The sequence below is a fragment of the Mucilaginibacter panaciglaebae genome (genome assembly GCF_039539265.1).
Lineage (GTDB): Bacteria > Bacteroidota > Bacteroidia > Sphingobacteriales > Sphingobacteriaceae > Mucilaginibacter > Mucilaginibacter panaciglaebae.
The window spans coordinates 149696-171561 of sequence record NZ_BAABCV010000006.1; the positions used below are offsets into that span (position 1 = coordinate 149696).

Annotated in this window: 20 protein-coding genes and 1 tRNA gene; 11 read left to right on the forward strand and 10 right to left on the reverse strand. The window is 43.1% G+C overall.

The genetic code is table 11. From position 1 onward, the window contains the following. Positions 1–117: 117 nt before the first annotated feature. On the reverse strand, positions 118–1554 hold the full coding sequence (gene asnS / locus ABD772_RS09885) for an asparagine--tRNA ligase (protein ID WP_345103412.1): 1437 nt from the start codon (positions 1552–1554) through the stop codon (positions 118–120). 110 nt (positions 1555–1664) lie between these two features. Here asnS and mtgA point away from each other — a divergent pair, with 110 nt between their 5' ends. Beyond that, positions 1665–2354, forward strand: coding sequence for a monofunctional biosynthetic peptidoglycan transglycosylase (gene mtgA, locus ABD772_RS09890; RefSeq protein ID WP_345103414.1), 690 nt, complete (start codon positions 1665–1667; stop codon positions 2352–2354). A 182-nt stretch (positions 2355–2536) separates the two neighbouring features. On the opposite strand, the gene ABD772_RS09895 is transcribed toward mtgA, so the two are convergent. Beyond that, a complete protein-coding gene (locus ABD772_RS09895) occupies positions 2537–3019 on the reverse strand; it encodes an ABC transporter ATPase (protein ID WP_345103416.1) in 483 nt (160 codons plus the stop codon). Positions 3020–3065: 46 nt separating this feature from the next. Between ABD772_RS09895 and ABD772_RS09900 the strand changes: the two genes are divergently transcribed. Further along, complete coding sequence (locus tag ABD772_RS09900; protein ID WP_345103418.1) at positions 3066–3548, forward strand: hypothetical protein; 483 nt, start codon at positions 3066–3068, stop codon at positions 3546–3548. Here ABD772_RS09900 and ABD772_RS09905 read toward each other — a convergent pair. Both ABD772_RS09905 and ABD772_RS09910 read right to left on the reverse strand, forming a co-directional pair. Beyond that, positions 3543–4310: a (Fe-S)-binding protein gene (locus ABD772_RS09905; RefSeq protein WP_345103726.1), complete on the reverse strand. Its 768-nt coding sequence runs from the start codon at positions 4308–4310 to the stop codon at positions 3543–3545. The genes ABD772_RS09900 and ABD772_RS09905 overlap by 6 nt on opposite strands. 82 nt (positions 4311–4392) lie before the next feature. Beyond that, complete coding sequence (locus ABD772_RS09910) at positions 4393–5715, reverse strand: 4Fe-4S dicluster domain-containing protein (protein ID WP_345103420.1); 1323 nt, start codon at positions 5713–5715, stop codon at positions 4393–4395. A gap of 199 nt (positions 5716–5914) precedes the next feature. Between ABD772_RS09910 and ABD772_RS09915 the strand changes: the two genes are divergently transcribed. From ABD772_RS09915 to ABD772_RS09925, 3 genes are all read left to right on the forward strand, one after another. Beyond that, positions 5915–5987, forward strand: a tRNA-Phe gene (locus ABD772_RS09915). 345 nt (positions 5988–6332) lie between these two features. Then, positions 6333–8360 carry a sensor histidine kinase gene (locus ABD772_RS09920; RefSeq protein ID WP_345103422.1) on the forward strand — a complete coding sequence of 676 codons (2028 nt, stop codon included), beginning with the start codon at positions 6333–6335 and terminating at the stop codon, positions 8358–8360. A gap of 298 nt (positions 8361–8658) precedes the next feature. Next, positions 8659–9456, forward strand: coding sequence for a mechanosensitive ion channel family protein (locus ABD772_RS09925; protein WP_345103424.1), 798 nt, complete (start codon positions 8659–8661; stop codon positions 9454–9456). Here ABD772_RS09925 and ABD772_RS09930 read toward each other — a convergent pair whose 3' ends face one another. The 3 genes from ABD772_RS09930 to ABD772_RS09940 form a co-directional block, all read right to left on the reverse strand. After that, complete coding sequence (locus tag ABD772_RS09930) at positions 9457–10674, reverse strand: glycosyltransferase WbsX family protein (protein ID WP_345103426.1); 1218 nt, start codon at positions 10672–10674, stop codon at positions 9457–9459. A 177-nt stretch (positions 10675–10851) separates the two neighbouring features. Further along, positions 10852–11952: an acyltransferase family protein gene (locus tag ABD772_RS09935; protein ID WP_345103428.1), complete on the reverse strand. Its 1101-nt coding sequence runs from the start codon at positions 11950–11952 to the stop codon at positions 10852–10854. Between the two features lie 12 nt (positions 11953–11964). Next, a complete protein-coding gene (locus ABD772_RS09940) occupies positions 11965–13068 on the reverse strand; it encodes a hypothetical protein (RefSeq protein WP_345103430.1) in 1104 nt (367 codons plus the stop codon). A gap of 60 nt (positions 13069–13128) precedes the next feature. Here ABD772_RS09940 and ABD772_RS09945 point away from each other — a divergent pair, with 60 nt between their 5' ends. The 4 genes from ABD772_RS09945 (at position 13129) to ABD772_RS09960 (ending at position 17598) form a co-directional block, all read left to right on the forward strand. Next, on the forward strand, positions 13129–13335 hold the full coding sequence (locus ABD772_RS09945; protein WP_345103432.1) for a hypothetical protein: 207 nt from the start codon (positions 13129–13131) through the stop codon (positions 13333–13335). A 17-nt stretch (positions 13336–13352) separates the two neighbouring features. Further along, the gene (locus ABD772_RS09950) at positions 13353–13514 is read left to right on the forward strand and encodes a hypothetical protein (protein WP_345103434.1); all 162 of its coding nucleotides are present in this window, start codon (positions 13353–13355) and stop codon (positions 13512–13514) included. A 204-nt stretch (positions 13515–13718) separates the two neighbouring features. Then, positions 13719–15908: a glycoside hydrolase family 3 C-terminal domain-containing protein gene (locus ABD772_RS09955; RefSeq protein WP_345103436.1), complete on the forward strand. Its 2190-nt coding sequence runs from the start codon at positions 13719–13721 to the stop codon at positions 15906–15908. Positions 15909–16101: 193 nt separating this feature from the next. Next, positions 16102–17598 carry a CotH kinase family protein gene (locus tag ABD772_RS09960; protein ID WP_345103439.1) on the forward strand — a complete coding sequence of 499 codons (1497 nt, stop codon included), beginning with the start codon at positions 16102–16104 and terminating at the stop codon, positions 17596–17598. Between the two features lie 30 nt (positions 17599–17628). On the opposite strand, the gene ABD772_RS09965 is transcribed toward ABD772_RS09960, so the two are convergent. From ABD772_RS09965 to msrA, 3 genes are read right to left on the reverse strand one after another with little or no spacing between them, the layout of a single operon-like run. Next, positions 17629–17871: a DUF4287 domain-containing protein gene (locus ABD772_RS09965; RefSeq protein ID WP_345103441.1), complete on the reverse strand. Its 243-nt coding sequence runs from the start codon at positions 17869–17871 to the stop codon at positions 17629–17631. A 15-nt stretch (positions 17872–17886) separates the two neighbouring features. After that, positions 17887–18408 carry a peptide-methionine (R)-S-oxide reductase MsrB gene (gene msrB, locus ABD772_RS09970; protein WP_345103443.1) on the reverse strand — a complete coding sequence of 174 codons (522 nt, stop codon included), beginning with the start codon at positions 18406–18408 and terminating at the stop codon, positions 17887–17889. Continuing rightward, the gene (gene msrA, locus ABD772_RS09975) at positions 18405–19037 is read right to left on the reverse strand and encodes a peptide-methionine (S)-S-oxide reductase MsrA (protein WP_345103445.1); all 633 of its coding nucleotides are present in this window, start codon (positions 19035–19037) and stop codon (positions 18405–18407) included. The genes msrB and msrA overlap by 4 nt, the downstream gene beginning before the upstream one ends. 187 nt (positions 19038–19224) lie before the next feature. Here msrA and ABD772_RS09980 point away from each other — a divergent pair, with 187 nt between their 5' ends. Both ABD772_RS09980 and ABD772_RS09985 read left to right on the forward strand, forming a co-directional pair. Then, on the forward strand, positions 19225–19584 hold the full coding sequence (locus ABD772_RS09980; RefSeq protein ID WP_345103447.1) for a hypothetical protein: 360 nt from the start codon (positions 19225–19227) through the stop codon (positions 19582–19584). A 93-nt stretch (positions 19585–19677) separates the two neighbouring features. Beyond that, positions 19678–21816, forward strand: a complete 2139-nt coding sequence (locus ABD772_RS09985; protein ID WP_345103449.1) for a DUF6259 domain-containing protein — start codon at positions 19678–19680, stop codon at positions 21814–21816. Positions 21817–21866 lie beyond the last annotated feature (50 nt).

Sequence of the window (21866 nt, forward strand, 5' to 3'; positions counted from 1 at the left end):
TATACTATTTTGTTGAAGCTAATCTAAAGAAATGACAAGGTGGTTAGGGCTTTAGTTAATCAGTTTGGGAAAGACTTACCAGTTTCAAAAACTTCGTAAGTCTTATGTTATGTTATGTTAAAACTCCGCGTTCTTTGGAAATCTTGGGAAAGGTATCACATCGCGGATGTTACCCATGCCGGTAACAAACAGCACCAAACGCTCAAAACCCAAACCAAAACCGGCGTGCGGACAAGAACCGAAACGACGGGTATCCAGGTACCACCACAATTCGTCTTTGGGTATGCCCAGTTCGTCCATACGTTGTTCCAGTTTTTCCAGGCGCTCTTCGCGCTGCGATCCACCTACAATCTCGCCAATACCGGGAAACAGAATGTCCATTGCGGCTACAGTCTTGCCATCCTCATTCTGGCGCATGTAGAATGATTTGATCTCTTTCGGATAATCGGTCAATATCACCGGTTTTTTAAAGTGCTTTTCAACCAGGTAACGCTCATGTTCTGATTGCAGGTCGGTGCCCCAGCCTTCAACCAGGTATTGAAACTTTTTCTTTTTGTTAGGGGTCGATTCTTTCAGAATATCGATAGCCTCGGTATAAGTCAACCGCTCAAAGTTGTTATCCAAACAGAATTGCAACTTTTCGGTCAATGTCATCTCTGAACGCTCGTTTTGCGGCTTTTGCTTTTCCTCGTCCAGCAAACGTTGGGTCAAAAACTCAATATCTTCTTTATTTTTATCCAGGGCATAGGCAATTACGTATTTCAGTAAAGCCTCGGCAGTATCCATGTTGTCGTTAATATCGGCAAAGGCCATTTCCGGCTCAATCATCCAGAACTCGGCCAGGTGGCGGGTAGTGTTTGAGTTTTCGGCACGGAAGGTAGGGCCGAACGTATAAATATCGCTCAGTGCCATCGCCCCAAGTTCGCCCTCTAACTGGCCCGATACTGTCAGGTTAGCCGAGCGGCCAAAGAAGTCCTGTTTAAAATCAACCTCGCCATTGTCGCCTTTAGGTACATTATTCAGGTCGAAGTTGGTAACGTGGAAAGTCTCGCCCGCACCCTCTGCATCACTGGCAGTGATGATTGGCGTATGCAGGTAAACAAACCCACGCTCTTCAAAAAATTTATGTATAGCAAATGCCAGGCTGTGGCGTACCCTGAAAATCGCCCCAAAAGTATTGGTGCGGAAACGCAGGTGTGCTATCTCACGCAAAAACTCCAGGCTGTGTTTTTTTGGTTGCAGTGGATACTTTTCGGGATCGCTGTCGCCTAAAATCTCGATAGTTTTAGCTTTGATCTCGACCGACTGACCTTTACCCAGCGACGGCACCAAATGGCCAAACACGCTGATGGCGGCGCCGGTGGTGATGCGTTTCAGCAGGGCAGGGTCGGTATTTTCAAAATCAACTACAACTTGTATGTTATTATTGGTCGAACCATCATTTAAAGCGATGAATTGATTATTGCGGAAGGTGCGAACCCATCCTTTAACGGTTACATCAATGTCTGTCTGTGTGCTTTCTAATAATGCTTTGATCTTAATGCGCGTACTCATTGTAGTAAAAAATTTAGAGCCGCTAAATTACAATTATTTGCCTTAACTGGTGGCCTAAATTTATAAGGTTGATCTCTGACATCCGAAATAAAAACAATAATTTAGGCACCATGAAAGGTTTGGGTAAGCTCATCTGGCGTTTTGTTAAATTATTCCTGATTTTGTTTATAAGCATCACCGTTTTATGGGTGATTACCTATCGCTTTATTGATCCGCCGGTTACCTGGTTAATGATAACACGTGGCTTTGAACGCAAAGCAGACGGTAAGGACTGGAAGATCGACAAAGAATGGCGCGACTTTGACGATATAGCCGATGGCATGAAGCGTGCCGCCGTAGCAGCTGAAGACCAGACCTTTTTAGAAAATCATGGATTCGATTTTCATGCAATAGAAAAAGCTATCGAGAAAAACTCGCGCAGCAAAAAACTGATTGGCGGCAGTACCATATCGCAGCAAACAGCCAAAAACGTTTTCCTGTGGCCGGGCCGGTCATGGGTGCGCAAAGGCTTTGAGGCTTATTTTACTTTGCTGATAGAAGTATTCTGGAGCAAGCGCCGTATTATGGAAGTGTACCTGAACGTAATTGAAATGGGCGACGGCATTTATGGCGCCCAAGCGGCGGCACAGGCCTATTTCCATAAAGATGCTTTTGATTTGACTCGTGCGCAGTCGGCTGCTATAATCTCTATTTTACCAAGCCCGCTTAAATGGTCGCCAACTCATCCGAGTGATTTTGTACGACATCGGCAGTACCTGATCATGAAGAATATGCGCAGGTTAGGGCCGTTGGATTTTTAACGTTTCCGGTAATCTGTCGTTCTGAATAACGAAGAATATGCGAACGTGCTATCTCCGCCCGGCAGATGCTTTGTTCCTCAGCACAATGTACGTTGGTGGTTATTTTCGCTTAAATAAGATTCGTCGCTACCGTTCAGAACGACAAATATTCGGTATGACCAATGATAGTACAGCAGCATAACCTACTGAACCAAGTCCCTGAACAATTGTATATGCCAGCTATCTTTAAAGGGCACTTCCCATTTTGAATTAAGCTCAGTAAGGTTTTGCACCAGGTTGTTATAAACAACAGTATCAGCGTTGATACTTCCGTCTTTTAATTTTTCTTCAAACTGATGACGGGGCAGTGAAAGCACTTCATCGGCTTTTCGATAGGCCAGGTTAAAGCGGTCAAATAAATTTAGTCCAAATTCCTGTTCCAGGCGTTTCATAAAATTCACTGATTTATCAATAGAGCAGCCACTGGCTCCTGCCTGGGTCTCGTCGACAATCAGGATGAAAAAACGGTTATAGCGAATTTCGGCTTTAGCTTTTAGCTGGTTGTTATGGGCGGTCCACTCGGCAGCGAAAGAGTCAAGGCGTTGTTGTATTTGCTGTACTGCGTCGTCTGACAACTTTTTGTCAGACTGATAGATCCATACTCTCGAATTTTCAGAAAATTGCATATGCAAAAATATCGATTTATTAATTTAGAGCGTTATTTTTGTTGTCATGGCAAAATCAGTTCTGTCAAAAAGCAGAAAAATAGTATTCTTATTTTCCATTATTGCTGGCGCTGTGGTTAGCTTGTGCTTTGTGGCGGGCATGACTGACCAGGACTGGCTGAGCTGGGGAAACAAATGCCTCAACGAGTCGTACGACCCATCGACAGACATCAAGATCAAAAAATGGGAACTGAGCCTGACCGATGACTCTTTCATCCGCTTGAGAAAAACTTATCAAAACGGTAAACAGGAGTATTTCTCGTTTTATCTTCAAAAACTCGACGACATCGAGTACCTGGGCAATGTAAACAATGGTACGCTTGAACTTAAAAGCAAATCTGACGATATCATCGTTCAAACCTATAATGACCGCAAGGGCAACGTCGACTCAATGGCCAGCGTGCTCAATATCCCCGTAAAAAATATGGGGAATGAACGTTTGGATAGCCTGGAGCAGGCACTCAACTATTTTAAATCAAAAGGATTATAATCCGTTTGCCCGGGCTGTAATTTCGGCAATATCCAGTACCTTTATTTCATCCTCTTTGTTGTGATTTTTCACACCGTCGCTGAGCATGGTCATGCAGAAGGGGCAGGCTGCGGCCACCACCTGCGCATTTATGGAAATTACCTCGTCGATACGTTCCATGTTAATGTTTTTATCGCCTTTTTCGGGCTCTTTAAACATCTGCGCACCACCCGCACCACAGCACAGGCCATTGCTTCGGCAGCGTTTCATTTCAACGAGTTCGGTATCTAAAACTTCGAGTGCCCGGCGCGGTGCTTCGTAAACATCGTTACCGCGACCCAAATAGCAAGGGTCATGGTAAGTGATGCGCTTGCCTTTGAAGCTTTCGCCGCCCTCGGCTTTTAGCTTCCCGTCGTCAATGAGTTGCTGTATCAGCTGCGAATGGTGGATCACTTCATAAGTGCCACCTAAACCTGGGTACTCATTTTTTATGGTATTAAAACAATGCGGACAGCCGGTCACTATTTTTTTGATGTTATAACCATTTAGTACCTCGATATTGGTCATGGCCTGCATCTGGAACAAAAACTCGTTGCCCGCACGTTTGGCAGGGTCGCCGGTGCAGCTTTCCTCTGTACCCAATACGGCGTAATTAATACGTACGTGATGCAATATCTTGCAGATATCGCGGGTGATTTTTTGCGCGCGCTCATCAAAGCTTCCGGCACACCCTACCCAGAATAGTATTTCAGGTTCTTTGCCTTCAGCAACTAATTGGGCCATGGTAGCGACTTCACCCCAGCCCTCTGCAGAGGGCTGGGAATGTTGATTTATATTGTTTGTCAGATCTTCCATAATTGAATTATTAAAGTCCTTCTCTTTGGGGAGGATTTAGGTGGGGTGCCCAATTAAAACGGTCGGCATTGCTATATTTCCAGGGCGCACCATTGTTCTCCACATTGCTGAACATACTGTTCAAACTTGACGGGGCCTGCGATTCTTCCATCACAACATAGCGGCGCATCTCCATAATAATAGCCAGTGGATTAATATTGACCGGGCAGGCGTCTACACAAGCATTGCAGGTGGTGCAGGCCCAGAGTTCTTCGCGGGTAATGTAGTTGTCCAGCAATATTTTGTTGTCTTGAAAGTCCCTGCCATGTTTGTCGATGTTATTACCCACCTCAGTGATCCGGTCGCGGGTATCCATCATGATCTTACGCGGCGACAACAGCTTGCCGGTGATATTAGCCGGGCAAACCGATGTACATCGACCGCATTCGGTACAGGTGTAGGCATCCATCAGGTTTTTCCAGGTTAGGTCGGTAACGTCTTTGGCACCAAAGCGTCCAGGTGTGGTACTTTCAGGAACATAAGAGGGATCAAGCATAGCTTTAACTTCTCCGGTTACCGAAGCCATATTGGTGATCTTACCCTCGGGTTCCAGGTTAGAGTACCAGACATTGGGAAAAGCCAGCAAAATATGGAAATGCTTGGAATAAGGCAGATAATTCAGGAAAGCTAGTATACCCGCAATATGGAACCACCAGCAAGCCCGCTCTGTTATTGCCAACACATTTGGGTTATCAGACAGGAGAGGAGCAATTAAACTACTTGCCGGGAAACTGCCCGCTTTTATATAATGACCAAAATGTAAAGCCTGCAATTTATAATCGGCTGCGTTCATGGTAATAAAAGCGGCCATCAGGCATATTTCTATAATCAGGATATAATTGGCATCGCTTTTAGGCCATTCGGTCATTTCCACTCCGTTAAAACGTTTCAGGTGGGCAATGTTTCTGCGAGCGAGAAAAGTTACGCAAGCTATCAGCACCAGTACGGCCAGTATCTCAAAACCGCCAATCAATAACCCGTATAAACTGCCCAACGGTTTTGAGAAAACACGATGCGAGCCGAATACCCCATCGATTATGATTTCCAACACTTCAAGATTGATGATAATAAAGCCGATATAAATAAAGAAATGCATTACTGCAGCCAGCGGGCGCTTGGTCATTTTGGTTTGGCCTAACGCAACTTTTAGCATCACAGCCCAGCGTTGGGCGCGACGGTCTGATCTGTCAATATCTCTGCCTAACAATATATTACGGCGTATTTTAACCGCGTTGTTGGTAAACAGGTAAATGGCAGCTAACAATATAAAAATGAAGATCAGTTGTGAAATCATTATGCGTGCATAGTATTAATCAAAGATAGATTTATCTGTCGTCTATAAAAATAATAGAATGCAATTACGGCCGTAAAGTTTACTGGTGAATTTTAACTATTTGATTTACTGCTGAATTTGTAGCAGTTAAAAAGAAATTTGAAAAAAAAATATCGATAAATAAAAAAAAAGCTACATTTGCAGTCCCGAAACGGGCGATGGTATCATAGCTCAGTTGGTAGAGCAAAGGACTGAAAATCCTTGTGTCGCTGGTTCGATTCCAGCTGATACCACAAAATCCAAAAAAGCCTTTAGACTTTAAGTCTAAAGGCTTTTCTGCTATTTAAAGGATGGTCCATCTAATTGGGTTAACAGATGGAAATGTTATAATACTGTCAACTATGGCATGGCTACTAACGGTGGCTTTGGTCTGCCCGGCAAGCCAGGAGTTCATCGCAAATATCTGGCCGCAGCTATGCTGGCAGGATTGGCTGTTGGAGCTTTCTTAGCAAGACTGTAAAGGTCATATACCTAATTAATTATTTCCATAAATCAAAACAGGAATTATAGGTAACTTAAAGGACATAAAATCTTTTATACCCTAACAATTTGATAACCTTAAACGTTATAAAGTTGCTATGCTGTCTGATACCGAAATCATTCATATCCTTACCAGATCCAAAGATGCAACGGCGATTTACGATGACGCCGAATTGCATATTAGATTTGTTAATGATGCTATGTTGCACATTTGGGGTAAAGACAGAAGTATCATCGGAAAGACGCTGGAGGAAGCGCTGCCTGAACTTAAAGGCCAACCTTTTGCTGATTTATTAAAAAATGTTTGGGCGACAGGCGAAACCTACCAGGCTACCGACACGCCGGCCACATTAATAATAAACGGCGAGGTAAAAACATCTTATTTTGATTTTGAATTCCGGGCGTTGCTTAACGATACCGGACATACAGCGGCTATATTGCACACTGCTACTGACGTAACCAGCCGGGTATTGGCATTGAAGCAAGTCGCAGAAAAACAACAGCGTGAGGAACAATTGGTCGAGGAATTGTCTGTCACAAACGAGGGCTTTCTAACGGCTAACAATAACCTGCTGGCAGTGAACCACGATTTGCTGATCTCCAATGAAAGCATTAACCGTTTAATTTCCCGTTTGCAGGAATCTGAGGAGGATTTTAAGCGTTTGATGGCCCAAGCCCCAGTAGCTATTCTGGTTTTTAGAGGACCCGCAATGGTAATCGAAATGGCAAATGCGCCTATGCTCGAAATCCTGAATAAAGACGAGAGCGTCATCGGCAAACCTTTACTGGAAGGTCTTCCTGAATTGAAAGGCGAGCATGCGGCTAACTTGCTGTTTGATGTTTTTAACACAGGTAAACCATTAGACGGAAGCGAGGTGCCTGTGCGTTTGATACGTAATGGTGAACTCGAAATACGATATTTTAATTTCAGTTATCAACCTTTGCGTGACGAGAACCATGTCATTGGCGTAATGGATGTTGCCGTTGAGGTAACAGCCCAGGTTATGGCCCGAAAAAATCTGGAGTCTATAATTACCGAACGGACGGCGCTTGAACAAAATCTTCGTGGTAATGAACAGCGATTGCAAGGTATATTGGATACCATGGCCGAGGGCGTAATTATTGTCGACGTAGATTGCGCACCAATTTATGCTAACCCTATGGCGCAACGGATTATGGGCATGTCGCAGCAGACGTTTTTTGACCATAAATACAATGATATGAAATGGCAAAATGAACGTGTTGATGGTACACCGATGCCTATGGATGAGCATCCCATCTATGTAGCTTTGAAAACCGGCCATTCAGTTTACGATCAGGAGATTGGCATTGTGACTCCGAGTGCTGAAAAGATATATATATCAATTAACGCCGCACCGATAATTAATGATCGGGGCCAGATCACCGGTGGTATTGTAACTTTTACAGACGTTACCAACCGTCGCAAAATACTACAACAAAAAGACGATTTCATCAGCGTAGCCAGCCATGAACTAAAAACTCCACTTGCCTCGCTTAAAGGGGCCTTACAATTACTGGATCGAATGTTGCCAGATATCTCGCCCGAAATGCTGACAAAATTAGTAGGGCAGGCCAACAAGAGCTTGAACAAACTTACAGACTTGGTTAATAGCTTACTCAACAGCAATCGCATCAGCCAGGGGAGTTTTCCGATTCATAAAACAACTTTTAATTTAAAAAATATGATTGATGACTGCTGTCAGCATATCCGGTCTGCCGACACTCATACTATAACATTAAAAGGAGATGCTGAACTCTCGGTTTGCGCTGATGAACAATTGATTGACCAGGTGATTGTCAATCTTATAAACAATGCGGTTAAATATGCTCCGTTGTCAAAAAAAATTGTCATTAAGATTGAGCGCTTGGACGACCATGCAAAAATTTCTGTAACAGACTTTGGACCGGGTATACCACCAGATAAGCTTCCCCATGTTTTTGAACGTTATTTTCGCGCAGATTATGGCAGCGTCAAATTTTCAGGACTGGGGTTGGGTTTGTATATATGTGCCGAGATCATCGAAAAGCATGGCGGAAGAATTGGCGTACATAGCAACTTACGAAAAGGCAGTACTTTTTGGTTTACGTTGCCCTTAGATGCTTAATTGCAATCCTATTTTATATTCTCATTCTTCTCTTTTTTGCCTCTCTGTTTGCGGATAATAAACCACAGCGCTACAATTACAAAACCTATAATAAATACAAAAGCTAATGGTAACAGCATATCTTTTTGTTTTAAGAGTAACAACCCTTTGCAGGCTTAGTTTTTGTAAATCATAGAAATGGTGTTTAACACCAAATTAACAGGTATTAATTCGCGAGTGATATACGGTTTGTTAACGAGTTAAAGGCCAGATAAACAAAGCGGCAGTGCCCGTGTTAATAGTCTGAAGATAAAATATAATGACAGAGCAGCTCAAACTTGATAAATTATATAGCAAGGCTTACGATTTCCTTCTGTTATACGGGCCGCGATTTCTTATAGGAATGATTGTGCTTTTTGTTGGCTTTTGGCTCATCAAAACAATGCTGAACTGGTCGCAACGCAAAATGCACCACAAACAGGTAGATCCAACCATCAAGCCATTTTTGATTAGTCTTATTGGCGTTGCATTACGCATAATGCTCATACTATCAGTAATGCAGATTATTGGTATTCAAATGACGCTGTTCAATGTGTTGATCGGTGGTTTAAGCGTGGCCGCCGGTTTAGCTTTGGCAGGTAATTTGCAAAATTTTGCCAGCGGCATTGTCATCTTACTACTTAAGCCTTTTATTGTAGGCGACAATATTAATACGCAAGGCATGGAGGGCACGGTCACCGCTATTCAGATATTTTATACCATTGTTACGACATTTGATAACCGCACCCTCATTGTTCCTAATAGTCAGCTTTCAAACCAGGTAATAATTAATACAAGCCGCGAAGGTAACCGCAGGTTGGACATCAACTATAAAATTCCTAACAACGTGGATATTAAACAGGCTAAAGAGATCATTGCCAAGACGCTGGACAATTCTGAAGAATGCCTTATATCGCCCCAAAAACGTATTGGTGTGGGCGAACTGCTGCCTGACGGCTACGTGTTAAGCATTAGCGTATGGGTAAACGCACACGGGTTTCAGGATACCAAGTTGCTTGTTCAGGAAAAAATTTTACAGGACATTAAAGACGCCGGCATCAAAATACCGGGAATGTAATCAATGCTGTTGTAAAAACACCTTTTTTACTGCTTCAAGATAACCGTAGCCGTTGACGTTGTCGGGCTGCAGATAGCTTGTTTCGGTCCACTCGTTCCAGCTGTTTATGGTAATAAGCGGTGTTTGTTTAGGATGCGCATCGGCATAATCCCTGGCCATGCGCAGCGCTTTTTCGAAATTTTGCGGTGTGTTGTTTTTTACCACGGCGCTTTTACCTGTCCGCGGACTGTTGTCCCACCCAATGCTGATGTGCGGATAGTAAGGGATGTCAAATTCTTTGTCAATTTTTGCCCACTCTTTTTTAACCGTTTCAAGGATGTTTAGGTAATCATCATTAACATTTATAAAGTGCGCAAACTGGTAGTGCGTTGCGCTGGTAAAGCCCAATTGCTGCAATACTGCATTTTTGGGTTTCTCACCTTTATTGGCATCAAAGCCACTAAAGTTAAAATTGCTGCTCCACATAGTAAATTGCAGGTCGAGGCCGGGGAACCCTGCTTTCTTTGTCTCATCGCGAAACCATTTCAGTGCGGCTATGGTTTGCTGTAAACCACCTAAACCGTTGATCAGATTAGGCAGGTCATAGATCATAAATACCGGTTTACCGTTAATCTTGTAATACTGTGGCAGCTTAAAATATTTACCGATGTTGCGTTTGCAGATTTTTTCAAATTCGTCACGGTCGACTTTGCCGGTCCAGATCACATTGTCTTCGTGATATTTATTTAAGCGGGTATCCCAGGTGTTTACAACGTCATGATTAGCCCACATCAAATAAAATTTCATCTTATTATTGTTAGCAGCTTTCAGAAAACCATTATCCAGCGTAGTTTCCATAAACGGGCGTCCATCATACCAGTACCAATCAAAGATAAACACGTTAACTCCATGCCCTGCAGCCTGGTCAATCTCCATAGACATTACAGCCGGATCAGCTTCATTAATGGTACCCCATAGCGGTTTGCGGTTCCAATAGTGGCCAGGGTAACGGTCCTGCATATTCATGACCGTTTCCCACTCACCAATACCTGATGGCCAGAACGGGCGCAGACGCGGATCGTCGCTGGCATAGGCGGGATATAAAAATGCAGCTACATCATAATGGCGTTTGTCGACTGGTTTTTTTTCTTGTGCCGATGCTGATAAACAGCTTAAAAAAGTACCTATTAAAATCGCAATAAAATTGATCTTTTGCTTCATGGGTAATATATCAGGCATAGCGTAGATTTGCTCTAACAGTTTATAAATTGGTTGGATAATTGGCAACGGGAGCTCAATTATCCCTATAAAAGTATCTGATCTTATTTTAGTAACTGTCCTCAACTGTCCTGTTTACTAAAATAAGATCTTTCGCTAGCTCGGAATGGCAAGCTTATCAATACTTGTCAGGCTTCTTTATTTCGCTTGTTCAGTAATCCATTTTTTCCTTAAAAATCTGCGGATAGGCTCGTCTAAAAATTTCAATACTACATAAGCCAGTAATATCAATAAAGCTGTACCGATGACAATGATCCAGGTCATTTCACCAAGCGATGGTTTATATTTTGCAACATAGCTCATAAACAACCATATAAACGGATAATGGATCATGTAGAGTGGATAGGAAATCTCGCCCGACCATACACACAGCTTTTCAAAACGCGATGTCAGCCCTGCACCCACGCCTAACGACAGGATCAACGGGTAAACAAACACCACGATCAGCGGCTCGGCAAACCAGTTGGTTGAATTGGAATAAGGCGTTAGGAAAGTTGTGAAAAGTAATATAGCCAAACCGGGAAAGCCTAATTTAGATTTGATCTTGGCACCTGTGCGATAGATCAGAATGCCGGCTAAAAAAGAGAATAATACCCTGGCGCCGCCACCCCAAAAAGTGTCCCCGCTCCAGCCTACGCTAAGGTTAGTTGCCTGCTTTGATTCATAAAACAACAAGGCCGCGCCAACAATTACCAACACCCAAAGCAGTTTATTGCGGTTACGTAATTTTACCAGTACCAAAGCATAAACGATGTTGGCAATATACTCCCAAAACAATGACCAGGTCGGCGGGTTCAGGTGAAACAGGTTAAAATAACGCTCGCGGACAATGGCGTACGGTACCATGGTGCATCCGCTTAGCAGCAGCAGCCAAAGTTTATCGGCATAAGTTTTCCATAAGTTAGCGTATGGGTCGAGTACAAAAGCTACCAGCCCCCAAACCGCACCGATGATAACCAGCGGGTGCAGACGTATCAGCCTCAATTTAAAGAATGAGCCGATACCAATCTTTTCCAGTTTGGCGTCATAAGCGTAAGCAATCACAAATCCCGACAGGCAAAAAAAGAAATCGACCGCCAGGTAAGCGTGTGCTATAAAGCTTTTAGTATAATCAGGTACGGCAATCTCCATAAAATGGAAAATCACTACAGATATGGCAGCAATGCCGCGAAGGCCGTCAAGCACCTCGAAATGCTCTTTGGTTTTTAACAAACCCGCAGTGGGGTGGGTAGTGGTCATCAATCAGTCCCTCTATTGTTGTTTCAAAATCTCATCAACTGATTTACGGCTCAAACCATAAATAAACTTTTGGCCCGGATAGTATTTTTCGCGAAGCTCAAAGTTTTCAAACGCCGGCCCTCCCGGAAGGTTGACATATTGTCTGGGGTCCGGGCTGGCACCGGCCCAATAGTTAGCACGGCCATTTACCCTTATTTGTAATGAGGGGTCATAGCTTGCGCCATCCTTGCGCCAGTATTGGGTTAGTTTAAAATCAGGGCGGTAGCGCCAGCCTTTTTTGGCACTGTAGGCGCTGTCTGTTGGCCATGTGTTTAATTGGGCCAGGCTTTCGTTTTGGGTGGCCAGGGCTATAGGGCTGCCGTCCTTTAGTTTAAGCATTTGGGTTACGGGGTAAGCCTCTTTTTCGATAAAGTCAATACCCGCATAATCGCTGTATAGTTTACGCGAGTCTATCACTTTATTATTTAAATGCAATAACCTTAACCGCGAATAATTGCCCATAGTAGCGGTCAAGGCACATCGGTCCATGTGGGCGCTGTTAGCTTTGTTGTTGATCTCGAAACAAATTTCCTCCGGCCGATCGCTGCGAATGCTGATCTTCAAATAGGGTGCAGCTTTATCTAAATACTGTTCCATAAACACAAACAGGGTTAGTTGCTCAGTTTGTGGATGTTTTGAATCTGGATGCGAGATGACGCCGTGACTGATACTTACCGGGTTATAAGCATCATTGGTTTTTGTATCACTGGCCCACATAAGTTTGCCCCATTTGCCGTCGGTAGCAGAAGGTGATATTTCGCTGAATTCAATCTTCCCGTCGACAATAGGCTCAATGGCAATGTAATTAATCAGGTAAATTTTTCCGTTGTACTCATAGCCAACCTGTATCAATCCTCTTGGGCCGCCAGAGCCTTTATGGCCGGTTTCAACAGCGTTTGGCCATAAGCAGAATACAATGCCATTATGTATGCCCCACATCGGTTTGTCTGATGATGTTTCGGGCCGTATCCATTTGGCTTGTGCCTGGGCTGCACTATTGAACAGCAAAGTAAATAGGAATGCGAAGTAAAAAGCTAACAGCTTATTTTGATTATCAGGGTTATTTGTAAAAGGCATTGTCGATTTATTGATAAAAAGGCTTAAAGATATTTTTTATCACTTAACCCCGCAAGAAAATTGACTGCAGATAAGAAAATTGTTATTTTACAAAATATGATCAAAACGCTGGAAGGTTACTATCTGTCAAAACCTGAGCCGTACCAGAGCTGCCTGCTGGCGCTGCGCGATATTGTACTTAACACTCGTCGGGATATCTGCACGAACGTAAGTTTCAAATCCCGTTCTTTACCTACAAAGGCAAGAAGCTGGCATACCTATGGTTAGATAAGAAAAAGTTAAAGATGGGTTTTTGCCTGGACAAAAGATTGCAGCCGGTAACTGAAGGCATCAAGCTAAAAGATAAATATGAGTCGATGATTATTGACCCTAATGATGATATTCAGGTAGACATCATCTTGCAAAAATTAGAACATTATATAGCGCTTATTGATCGGGCTTTGTAATTAAGCTATTATTAAGCTATTATTTAGTGTTTAAAAATGTTGAGCCTATAATTTAACATTTCTTTAGAGTCAAAAGTTGCAAGTAAAAATTTTGTGCATAAGGCCATGTGCATCAGGACATAGTTATATTTGTTATGTTGGTTAGTGGCTAAACTTAGCAATAACCCATGTAATTAGACGCTAATTAAACCAAATCCTAATATAATGAGAGCAAACCTTCGTGGCAGTAAGTTGACTTTTTTATTGCTGTTGACGGGCATAATAGCTGGTAATCGGTCAATGGCCCAGACTAATGATAAACCTTTATATCTCGATTATACCAAACCTGTTGAGGCCAGGGTTAAAGATCTGATATCGCGGATGACACTGGAAGAAAAGGCCGAGTATCTGAATCATAAGGGGCCTGACATTCCGCGTTTCGATATTAAGTCAGACAAATGGAATCAGAGCTTACATGGCGTAGTTTGGACGCAGCCAACCACAATGTTCCCGGTATCAATAGCTATGGCAGCAACGTGGGACCCTAAACTGGTTTATAACGAGGCGTCTGCTATATCAGACGAAGCACGTGCCATTTACAACGGCTGGCATAACGATCCTGATTTTAAGGGCGAAAAGAAGGGCTTGATCTATCGCTCGCCGGTAATTAATATCAGTCGTAACCCATATTGGGGCCGTATAAATGAGTGCTTCGGCGAAGATCCTTATCTGGATGGCCGCATCGGTGTAGCCCATGTTAAGGGTTTGCAGGGTAATGATCCTCATTATTTGAAACTGGTATCAACTTTAAAACACTACGCAGTTAATAACGTGGAAACTGACCGCACCAAACGCTCGGCCACGGTGAGCGAGCGCATGCTGCACGAGTTCTGGCTGCCGCACTTTAAAGATTGTATTGTTGAGGGAGGTGCACAATCTGTCATGGCTTCATATAATGCTATTAACGGCGTACCCAACAATATTAATCATATGATGTTAACCGACATCCTGAAAAACAAATGGGGCTTTAAAGGTTTTGTAGTGTCTGATCTTGGCGGCGTTAATACCATGGTTAATGGCCATGAAAAAGGTCAGATGAGTTATGAAGAAGCCGTTGCCAAATCTATCAATGCAGGTTGTGATTTTTCTGATAAAGAGTTTATGCAATATATCCCGGTGGCAGTTAACAAAGGATTGCTAAGCATGGCAAAATTAGACGAGTCATTATCCCGGGTTATGCGCGACCGCTTTTTGCTGGGCGAATTCGACCCACAGGATAAAGTACCTTACAGTAAAATACCAATGAGCATAATTGGCAGCTCCGGGCACATTGCGTTGGCATTAAAGGCAGCGCAGGAGTCGATGGTATTATTGACTAACAAAAATCACCTATTACCGTTGGATAAAAATAAGATCAAAACCATAGCAGTTATTGGTCCGCATGCTAACATGTTTACTGCCGGCGGCTACAGTGGTAAGCCTATTGATGCAATAAACCCTATGCAAGGTATTAGAAACCGTATGGTATCAGGTACTGAGATCATTTATGCCGCGGGTGCGCAGATAACCCCTCCACACAGGGCCAATGCGCCGGCATTTGATAAAGAAGCCGAGTTACAAAAGGCCGTAGATGCTGCTAAAAAAGCGGATGTGGCTATTGTATATGTGGGCACAACATTAAATGTAGAGGCCGAGGATAGAGACCGTACCTCGTTGGGCTTACCGGGTAATCAAGAAGATTTGGTTAAAGCGGTATTGGCGGCCAACCCACGCACTATCGTAGTGTTGATGAATGCAGGTCCGCTGACTATTCCATATATTAAAGAAAATGCGCCGGCAATTTTAGAAGCCTGGTGGCCGGGCGAACAGGGCGGTAATGCTATTGCCGATGCGCTGTTTGGCAACATCAATCCGGGCGGTAAAATGCCATTGACAGTTTATGCATCAGAGGCGCAGGTCCCATCGCAGGATGAGTATGATGTAACCAAAGGGTTTACCTATATGTACATTAATGGCGCACCTCTGTTTCCTTTTGGCCATGGTTTAAGTTATACGGCTTTTGCATACAGCAATTTGAAATTATCGGCCAAACAAATAAAAACCAGTGGCGATATCACCGTTTCTTTCAATGTGAAAAACACTGGTAAAGTAACCGGAGATGAAGTGGTACAATTGTATATTCATGACGTTAAGCCGAGTTTAAAGCGCCCTATGAAGGAGTTAAGGGGATTTGAACGTGTCACTTTAACGCCAGGTCAAACCAAGACAGTCAAGATGACTATACCAAGCAGCAGGCTTGCGTTTTATGATGAAAAAATTCATGATTTCAGGGTGGAGGCTGAGCCTATTGACGTGATGGTAGGCAGTTCGTCTGAAGATATTCGTTTAAAATCGCAGTTTGAGGTTGTTAATTAATAAAATAATTAAGACCCAGAAGCGTCGTCCGTTAAAACAGGCGACGCTTTTTGTTATAATTATATTCTAAATAAAACGCTAGTTGATTATTAATAGCTAATTTTAGAATCAATTTTTTAAATATCCCTTGAGAAAGTATCTATTGATTTTCTGCGTTTTAATCGCGCTGTTTAGTTGTAAAAAAAGCACCACTATGCCTGGTGATAGTAACACTCCAGGCAACAGCAATACAACCGTTACCGACGCTGACATAACATCAGCCAAAATAGAAGCAAAAAATAATAGCGGCAAAATTACCGACGACATTGACTGTACAATAGCCGGCGACTCAATAACCGCGATTATTCCCGATATGTCGGCCGGCAAAAAACTGGCATTAACGTTCACCACAAAAAGTGCGGGTACTATAGTTAAAGTAGGCGATACTGTGCAAAACAGTGGTACTACGGTAACTGATTTTTCAAAGGTTGTTGGCTATGCAACTGCTTCGACAAGCGGCGCTACCAAGTTATATAAAGTAGTTATCCGTTCGTTTACAGGCCTGCCGATATTTTATCTAAATACCAGCACAGGCGCGGATGTAACTTCAAAAGATGCGTATATAACCGGCAATCTGGTGGTTGACGCCAATAACAGTTATAAGCAGGATATAACCAATTTGTCGCTACAGATAAAAGGTCATGGTAACTCAACCTGGACTAATTACCCTAAAAAGCCTTACAAGATAAAACTCGATAAAAAAGCTTCGATGCTTGGCATGGGAGCGGCTAAGGATTGGATACTGCTGGCCAATTATAACGACAAAACATTAATGCGTAACAAGATTGCTTTTGAGCTTGGTCGACGCCTTAAATCTGACTTTGCACCCGAAAGCCGGTTTGTCGAGGTGGTTTTAAACGGACAGTACTGGGGTAATTACTTGTTGACAAGCGCAGTTGAGATCAATCCAAACCGGGTTAACATCAGTAAAATGACAGGCTCGGACGTAGTACCTACCGGCGGATTCCTGGTTGAAGAGGATTATAAACTGGATGCTGCGATCAATTGGAAGACAACCCAAAATGTACCATTTGCAGTAAAAGATCCGGATGAGCTTACTACCGATCAGGTTGCTTATATTAAAAATTATATGCAGGCTACAGAAGACGCACTTTACGCGACTAACTGGACCGACCCGGTTAGCGGCTACGCAAAATATATTGATGCCGACTCGTTTATGCGCTGGTATGCGGTTAATGAAACCGTAAAAAACCAGGACTCGTGGGATTTTAGTAGCATCTTTTATTATAAGGACAAAACCGGTAAGTTGGGCATGGGCCCAATTTGGGACTTTGATATAAGCCTGGGCAATTGCGATTATTCAGTATCAAAAGATCCGGAAAACTGGTACACCCGATATGGCAAATGGATGATTCGCCTGGCGATAGACCCCACATGGAATTTTAAATGGCGAGCCATGTGGAAATCTATACGAACAAAAGAAGTTGAACAAATATTTAAAGATATCGACCACACTGCAGCTTATCTTAAACTTTCACAGGAGCAAAACTTTAAGAGATGGCCGACTCTGAATACTTATGTATACCCTAACGCTGTGGTTTTAGGAACATATGATAAAGAAGTAGCTTATATGAAAGATTTCATTACCAAACGTGTGGCCTGGATGGATGCGCATATTAGCAGCTACTAAATTCCGCAGAAATTATAAAATAAAAGAGGGCTATTTACCGTCCTCTTTTTTTATGCCTTTTAGCAAAGCGTATATTGACATGGCATGGCCATGTCCCAGGTCAAAATCATCTTTTAACCATTTGGTAACGTCTCCGGCTTTTGCTTTTAACTCGCCGTTTTGTGTAAATCCTTTTTCTTCAGCCATCTCCCTGAAATCGGCGGGCGATTTGCCGGTCTTGGCTTGTATATTATCCAGATAAATGACATAGGTTATATTTAGTTGACCAATCAAATATAGCCGAACAATCTATTGTTTAAATCCGTCAGGTAAAAAATCAAGCGATACGGAGTTCATACAAAATCTTTTGTAAGTTGGTGCCGGTCCGTCGTCAAATATATGACCCAGGTGCGAGCCGCATCTGGCGCACAATACTTCCGTTCTCTCCATTCCAAACGATTTATCTTCGCGATATTTAACAGCATCTTTCCTTGCTGGCTCAAAAAAGCTTGGCCAGCCGCAGTCACTCGCAAATTTGGCATCAGACCGGAATAGCTTGTTTCCGCACACCGCGCAGTAATAGGTGCCTTTGTCTGTACTTTTCCAAAACTTGCCTGTAAAAGCCCGCTCTGTGGCTTGCTCGCGGGCAGTGGCATACAAATTTGCCGGCAGGATCTTTTTCCATTCAGCATTCGATACATTTAAATGGCGTGTATCGGTATTAGAGTAATAAGGATTATTTTCATGACCGCTTTTGGTTTTAAGGTGTTGTGCGTTGGCACCGCAAGCCCATCCTAAAAGCATAGTGCCTAAGAGCATTAATTTTTTCATCGTTTCAATTTGTTTTTAAACACTGCCTTAAATTTTTCCAGCTCAGGCTGTATCACATATTTACAATAAGGTTGAGAGCCGTTTAGGTTGTAATAGTTCTGGTGATAGTTCTCTGCTTTATAAAAAATCTTAAAAGGAACCACTTGCGTTACAATAGGCGATTTATAAGCTTTGGCCATATTTAGCTTTGCTATATAATAATTAGCCTTGTTTTTCTGATCGGAATTATGATAAAAAATAGCCGAGCGATATTGTGTGCCCACATCATTACCCTGCCTGTTTAGCTGGGTTGGATCGTGTGCTACAAAGAAAGCCTCTAATAGTTCATCATAAGTAATTTGTTTGGGGTCATAGATGATGTTGCAGGTTTCGGCATGGCCGGTAGTGCCTGTACAAACCTGGTCATAGCTTGGGTTAGCTATATGGCCGCCGCTAAAACCCGAGATTACTTTTTTAACCCCGCGCAGTTGCTGGAATTTTGCTTCAGTACACCAAAAACAGCCCATGGCAAAGGTAGCCGTGTCAACAACTGCTTTTGCATATAGCGGGTTAATAATTTTTGCCGGCGATGCAAAAAGCGATATAACGCCCGTCTGCATTACTATTAATAGACAGATTATCTTTTTCATAATATTATAACTAACGAAGATAGTCGTGTTTGGGATGTTTTCCTTACATCGAAGTGGCATATTCTGATAATGCACTGACAATCGGCGGCTAATAAAAATACTATAAAGAATTTGAAAATAATTGGTATTATGTATTGCATAGTACTATATAAATGTGTTATCTTTGGTTTGATTTAAAAAATGAAACATGAAAACCTTAACAATCAATTTAATAGGCATATACATGATAGTTGCAATGGCAGCTTGTCAAGGCTCGCACAGACATGTAGTAATTAAAACTGGCGACAATTACAATATGACATGTATAGAATATTGGGGACGTGTAGTTTTTAACACAGAAGGCACGGGTATTTTACATATCAGCCCCAATGGTTCTGTAAAATACAGCCATGATAATCAGCAACTGGTTGCCGAGAGTGATTACCGGGGCCACATTACCTACCGGATAAATGGCGGCGAAAAGGAACAGCAGCTTAGTCCGCCAGAAAAGTTATTTGTAGCCAGTGCCATCAAAGAGATGATTAAACACGGCCACAATGATCATTGATAAATAGAATGCAATCGATTGGATAATAAATGTAAATTATTAACTTTACCCCTTGACCCACAAGGGTAAAGAACCAATTTATATCCTATTTTCATGAAAATTATAGCGCGATTAGCACTAGCTATGGCCTTGTTGTGTCCGGCATTTGTGGCGCAGGCCAAGCCGGTTTTAAATGACGAAGTCGTTATTCAGGACGACTCATTACTGGTAGCATTCGACTCAGGCACGGGTGCCCTGGTGCGCATGGAACGCAAATCCACTCATTGGGTTATTCAACGCCGTCCCGAGCTGGGTACCACTTTCAGAATGCTGGTGCCCCTGCCTAAGCAACGCAGTAACTACGTGATGGGAACCGGGCAACCGGCTCGTGTTGAGAAGATATCAGATCATGAAGTGCGCATCCATTGGGATAAACTGACTAGCGATCACGGCGGCGTATTGCCGATGAAATTTACAGGTGGTGTTGTTTTAAACCATGGTAAGCTTACTTTTTCCGGATCATTAGAAAATAATTCTGACTTAACTGTCGAGACAATCGATTATCCATATCTGGGCGATTTTTCACGCCCGGCCAAAACATCGCCAATGCAAGTTAAAGCCATGTGGTATGGTAACCTGGAGTCGGCTGAATTATTTCCGAATTTTGGTAACGACAAAGGCTATTGGGGTACCTTTACTCCAATTAAAACTTTTGATACCAACCGCAGCCTTTTTATCTTAATACAGACCCCGGGTCAGGGTATCTATGTCGAAATGCAGGATCCATTTCAAAAGTATTTATTGGAGTTTACTTTTGTACAAAATCCCGGCGTCGAACAATCAGTTAATGCACCGGTGCCGCAGGTTGATGAGATTGATGGCCACCCGGTGAATCTTGAATTTCGGACCTGTCATTTCATTTTTGCGCATCCGCATACAAAATATGACCTGGCACCTGTAGTAATACAGTGTTATAGCGGCGACTGGCATAATGGCGTCGACTTGTACAAAAAATGGCGTAATACCTGGTTCAAGGCACCGCACGAGCCGGCCTGGGTTCAGGATGTGCATTCATGGTTCCAATTACAGATCAACTCGCCCGAACAGGATTATCGGGTTAAATATAAAGACATTGTACAGTACGGGAAAGAATGTGCCGAAAACGGCGTTGGAGCCATACAACTGGTAGGCTGGAACGAGGATGGCCAGGATGGCGGGGACCCAAGCCAAAATACTGATCCGAATTTAGGCACCAGGCAGGATTTAAAAGACGCCATTAAAAAGGTGCAGGCCATGGGCGTAAAGATGATCATGTTTGGTAAGCTTAATTGGGCCGATAAAACTAAGGACTGGTACAAGAACGAGCTTTACAAGTATGCGGCTACCGACCCTTACGGCATTCCATACGAACATGGTGGCTACAGCTATTACACACCTACGCAACTTGCAGGTATTAACACCAGACGTCGTGCGGTGATGGATTTTGTAAGTCCGCAGTTTCGCGATCGTATTACCAAGGAGTTTCAAAAATTGTTAGACTTAGGGGGGGCAGGCTGGTTGTTTGATGAGAATTGCCATCACGGACCGGTTAAGTACAGCTTTGCTACCAATCATGGTTATACCGCGCCGGGTTATATTTATAGTGGCGACATGCCGCTGGCCTCGCAACTGCGTGCTGCTGCTGATAAGATCAGTCCTGATTTTCTTTTTGCGGGAGAAGGCCACATGGATTGGCTGATGCAGTATTATTCAACCTCATACTTCCGTATCAATGGTGGCTCGATACCAGTTTGCCGTTATTTAGATTCGCACTCGCCGCTGATTGTTGCCGTAAATGGTTTTGATGACCGTGAGATGCTCAATCTGATCCTGATGGACAGATACATTATCAGTTATGAGCCTTATAACTTTAAGGGCCATATTACTGATTTTAAAATGACGCTTGATTACGGTAAAAAGATAGACGCCCTGCGTAAACGCTACAGAGCTTATTTATGGGACGGCGACTTCCACGATACCCTGGGCGCTTCAGTAGTTGCTAATGGCGACTGTAAGTATTCGGTATTCACTACTTCAACAGGCAAAAGAGCTGTTGTGCTGGTAAACCCGGTGCGCAAAGCGGTTAACTGCAAAGTCAATATTCCTAACCAAGGTAAACTGGTCATGGCATCGCCGGAGAATCAAGATGCCAGGGCAACGGATGGCAGCGTTGAAGTACCGCCAAGATCGGCAGTAGTAGTTATGGAGCAGTAAATACTGGTTTTGCTGCTGAGTATAGCTAAGAGGCCTATACAAAAAACACG

Coding starts and splice junctions, on each gene's coding strand:
- ABD772_RS09920 (WP_345103422.1), top strand. CDS start 6,333: ATGCTGTCTGATACCGAAATCATTCATATCCTTACCAGATCCAAAGAT.
- asnS (WP_345103412.1), bottom strand. CDS start 1,554: ATGAGTACGCGCATTAAGATCAAAGCATTATTAGAAAGCACACAGACA.
- ABD772_RS09960 (WP_345103439.1), top strand. CDS start 16,102: ATGCCTGGTGATAGTAACACTCCAGGCAACAGCAATACAACCGTTACC.
- ABD772_RS09930 (WP_345103426.1), bottom strand. CDS start 10,674: ATGCCTGATATATTACCCATGAAGCAAAAGATCAATTTTATTGCGATT.
- ABD772_RS09985 (WP_345103449.1), top strand. CDS start 19,678: ATGAAAATTATAGCGCGATTAGCACTAGCTATGGCCTTGTTGTGTCCG.
- ABD772_RS09935 (WP_345103428.1), bottom strand. CDS start 11,952: ATGACCACTACCCACCCCACTGCGGGTTTGTTAAAAACCAAAGAGCAT.
- ABD772_RS09905 (WP_345103726.1), bottom strand. CDS start 4,310: ATGGCCCAATTAGTTGCTGAAGGCAAAGAACCTGAAATACTATTCTGG.
- ABD772_RS09940 (WP_345103430.1), bottom strand. CDS start 13,068: ATGCCTTTTACAAATAACCCTGATAATCAAAATAAGCTGTTAGCTTTT.
- msrB (WP_345103443.1), bottom strand. CDS start 18,408: ATGAAAAAATTAATGCTCTTAGGCACTATGCTTTTAGGATGGGCTTGC.
- ABD772_RS09980 (WP_345103447.1), top strand. CDS start 19,225: ATGAAAACCTTAACAATCAATTTAATAGGCATATACATGATAGTTGCA.
- msrA (WP_345103445.1), bottom strand. CDS start 19,037: ATGAAAAAGATAATCTGTCTATTAATAGTAATGCAGACGGGCGTTATA.
- ABD772_RS09925 (WP_345103424.1), top strand. CDS start 8,659: ATGACAGAGCAGCTCAAACTTGATAAATTATATAGCAAGGCTTACGAT.
- ABD772_RS09895 (WP_345103416.1), bottom strand. CDS start 3,019: ATGCAATTTTCTGAAAATTCGAGAGTATGGATCTATCAGTCTGACAAA.
- ABD772_RS09900 (WP_345103418.1), top strand. CDS start 3,066: ATGGCAAAATCAGTTCTGTCAAAAAGCAGAAAAATAGTATTCTTATTT.
- ABD772_RS09910 (WP_345103420.1), bottom strand. CDS start 5,715: ATGATTTCACAACTGATCTTCATTTTTATATTGTTAGCTGCCATTTAC.
- mtgA (WP_345103414.1), top strand. CDS start 1,665: ATGAAAGGTTTGGGTAAGCTCATCTGGCGTTTTGTTAAATTATTCCTG.
- ABD772_RS09955 (WP_345103436.1), top strand. CDS start 13,719: ATGAGAGCAAACCTTCGTGGCAGTAAGTTGACTTTTTTATTGCTGTTG.
- ABD772_RS09950 (WP_345103434.1), top strand. CDS start 13,353: ATGGGTTTTTGCCTGGACAAAAGATTGCAGCCGGTAACTGAAGGCATC.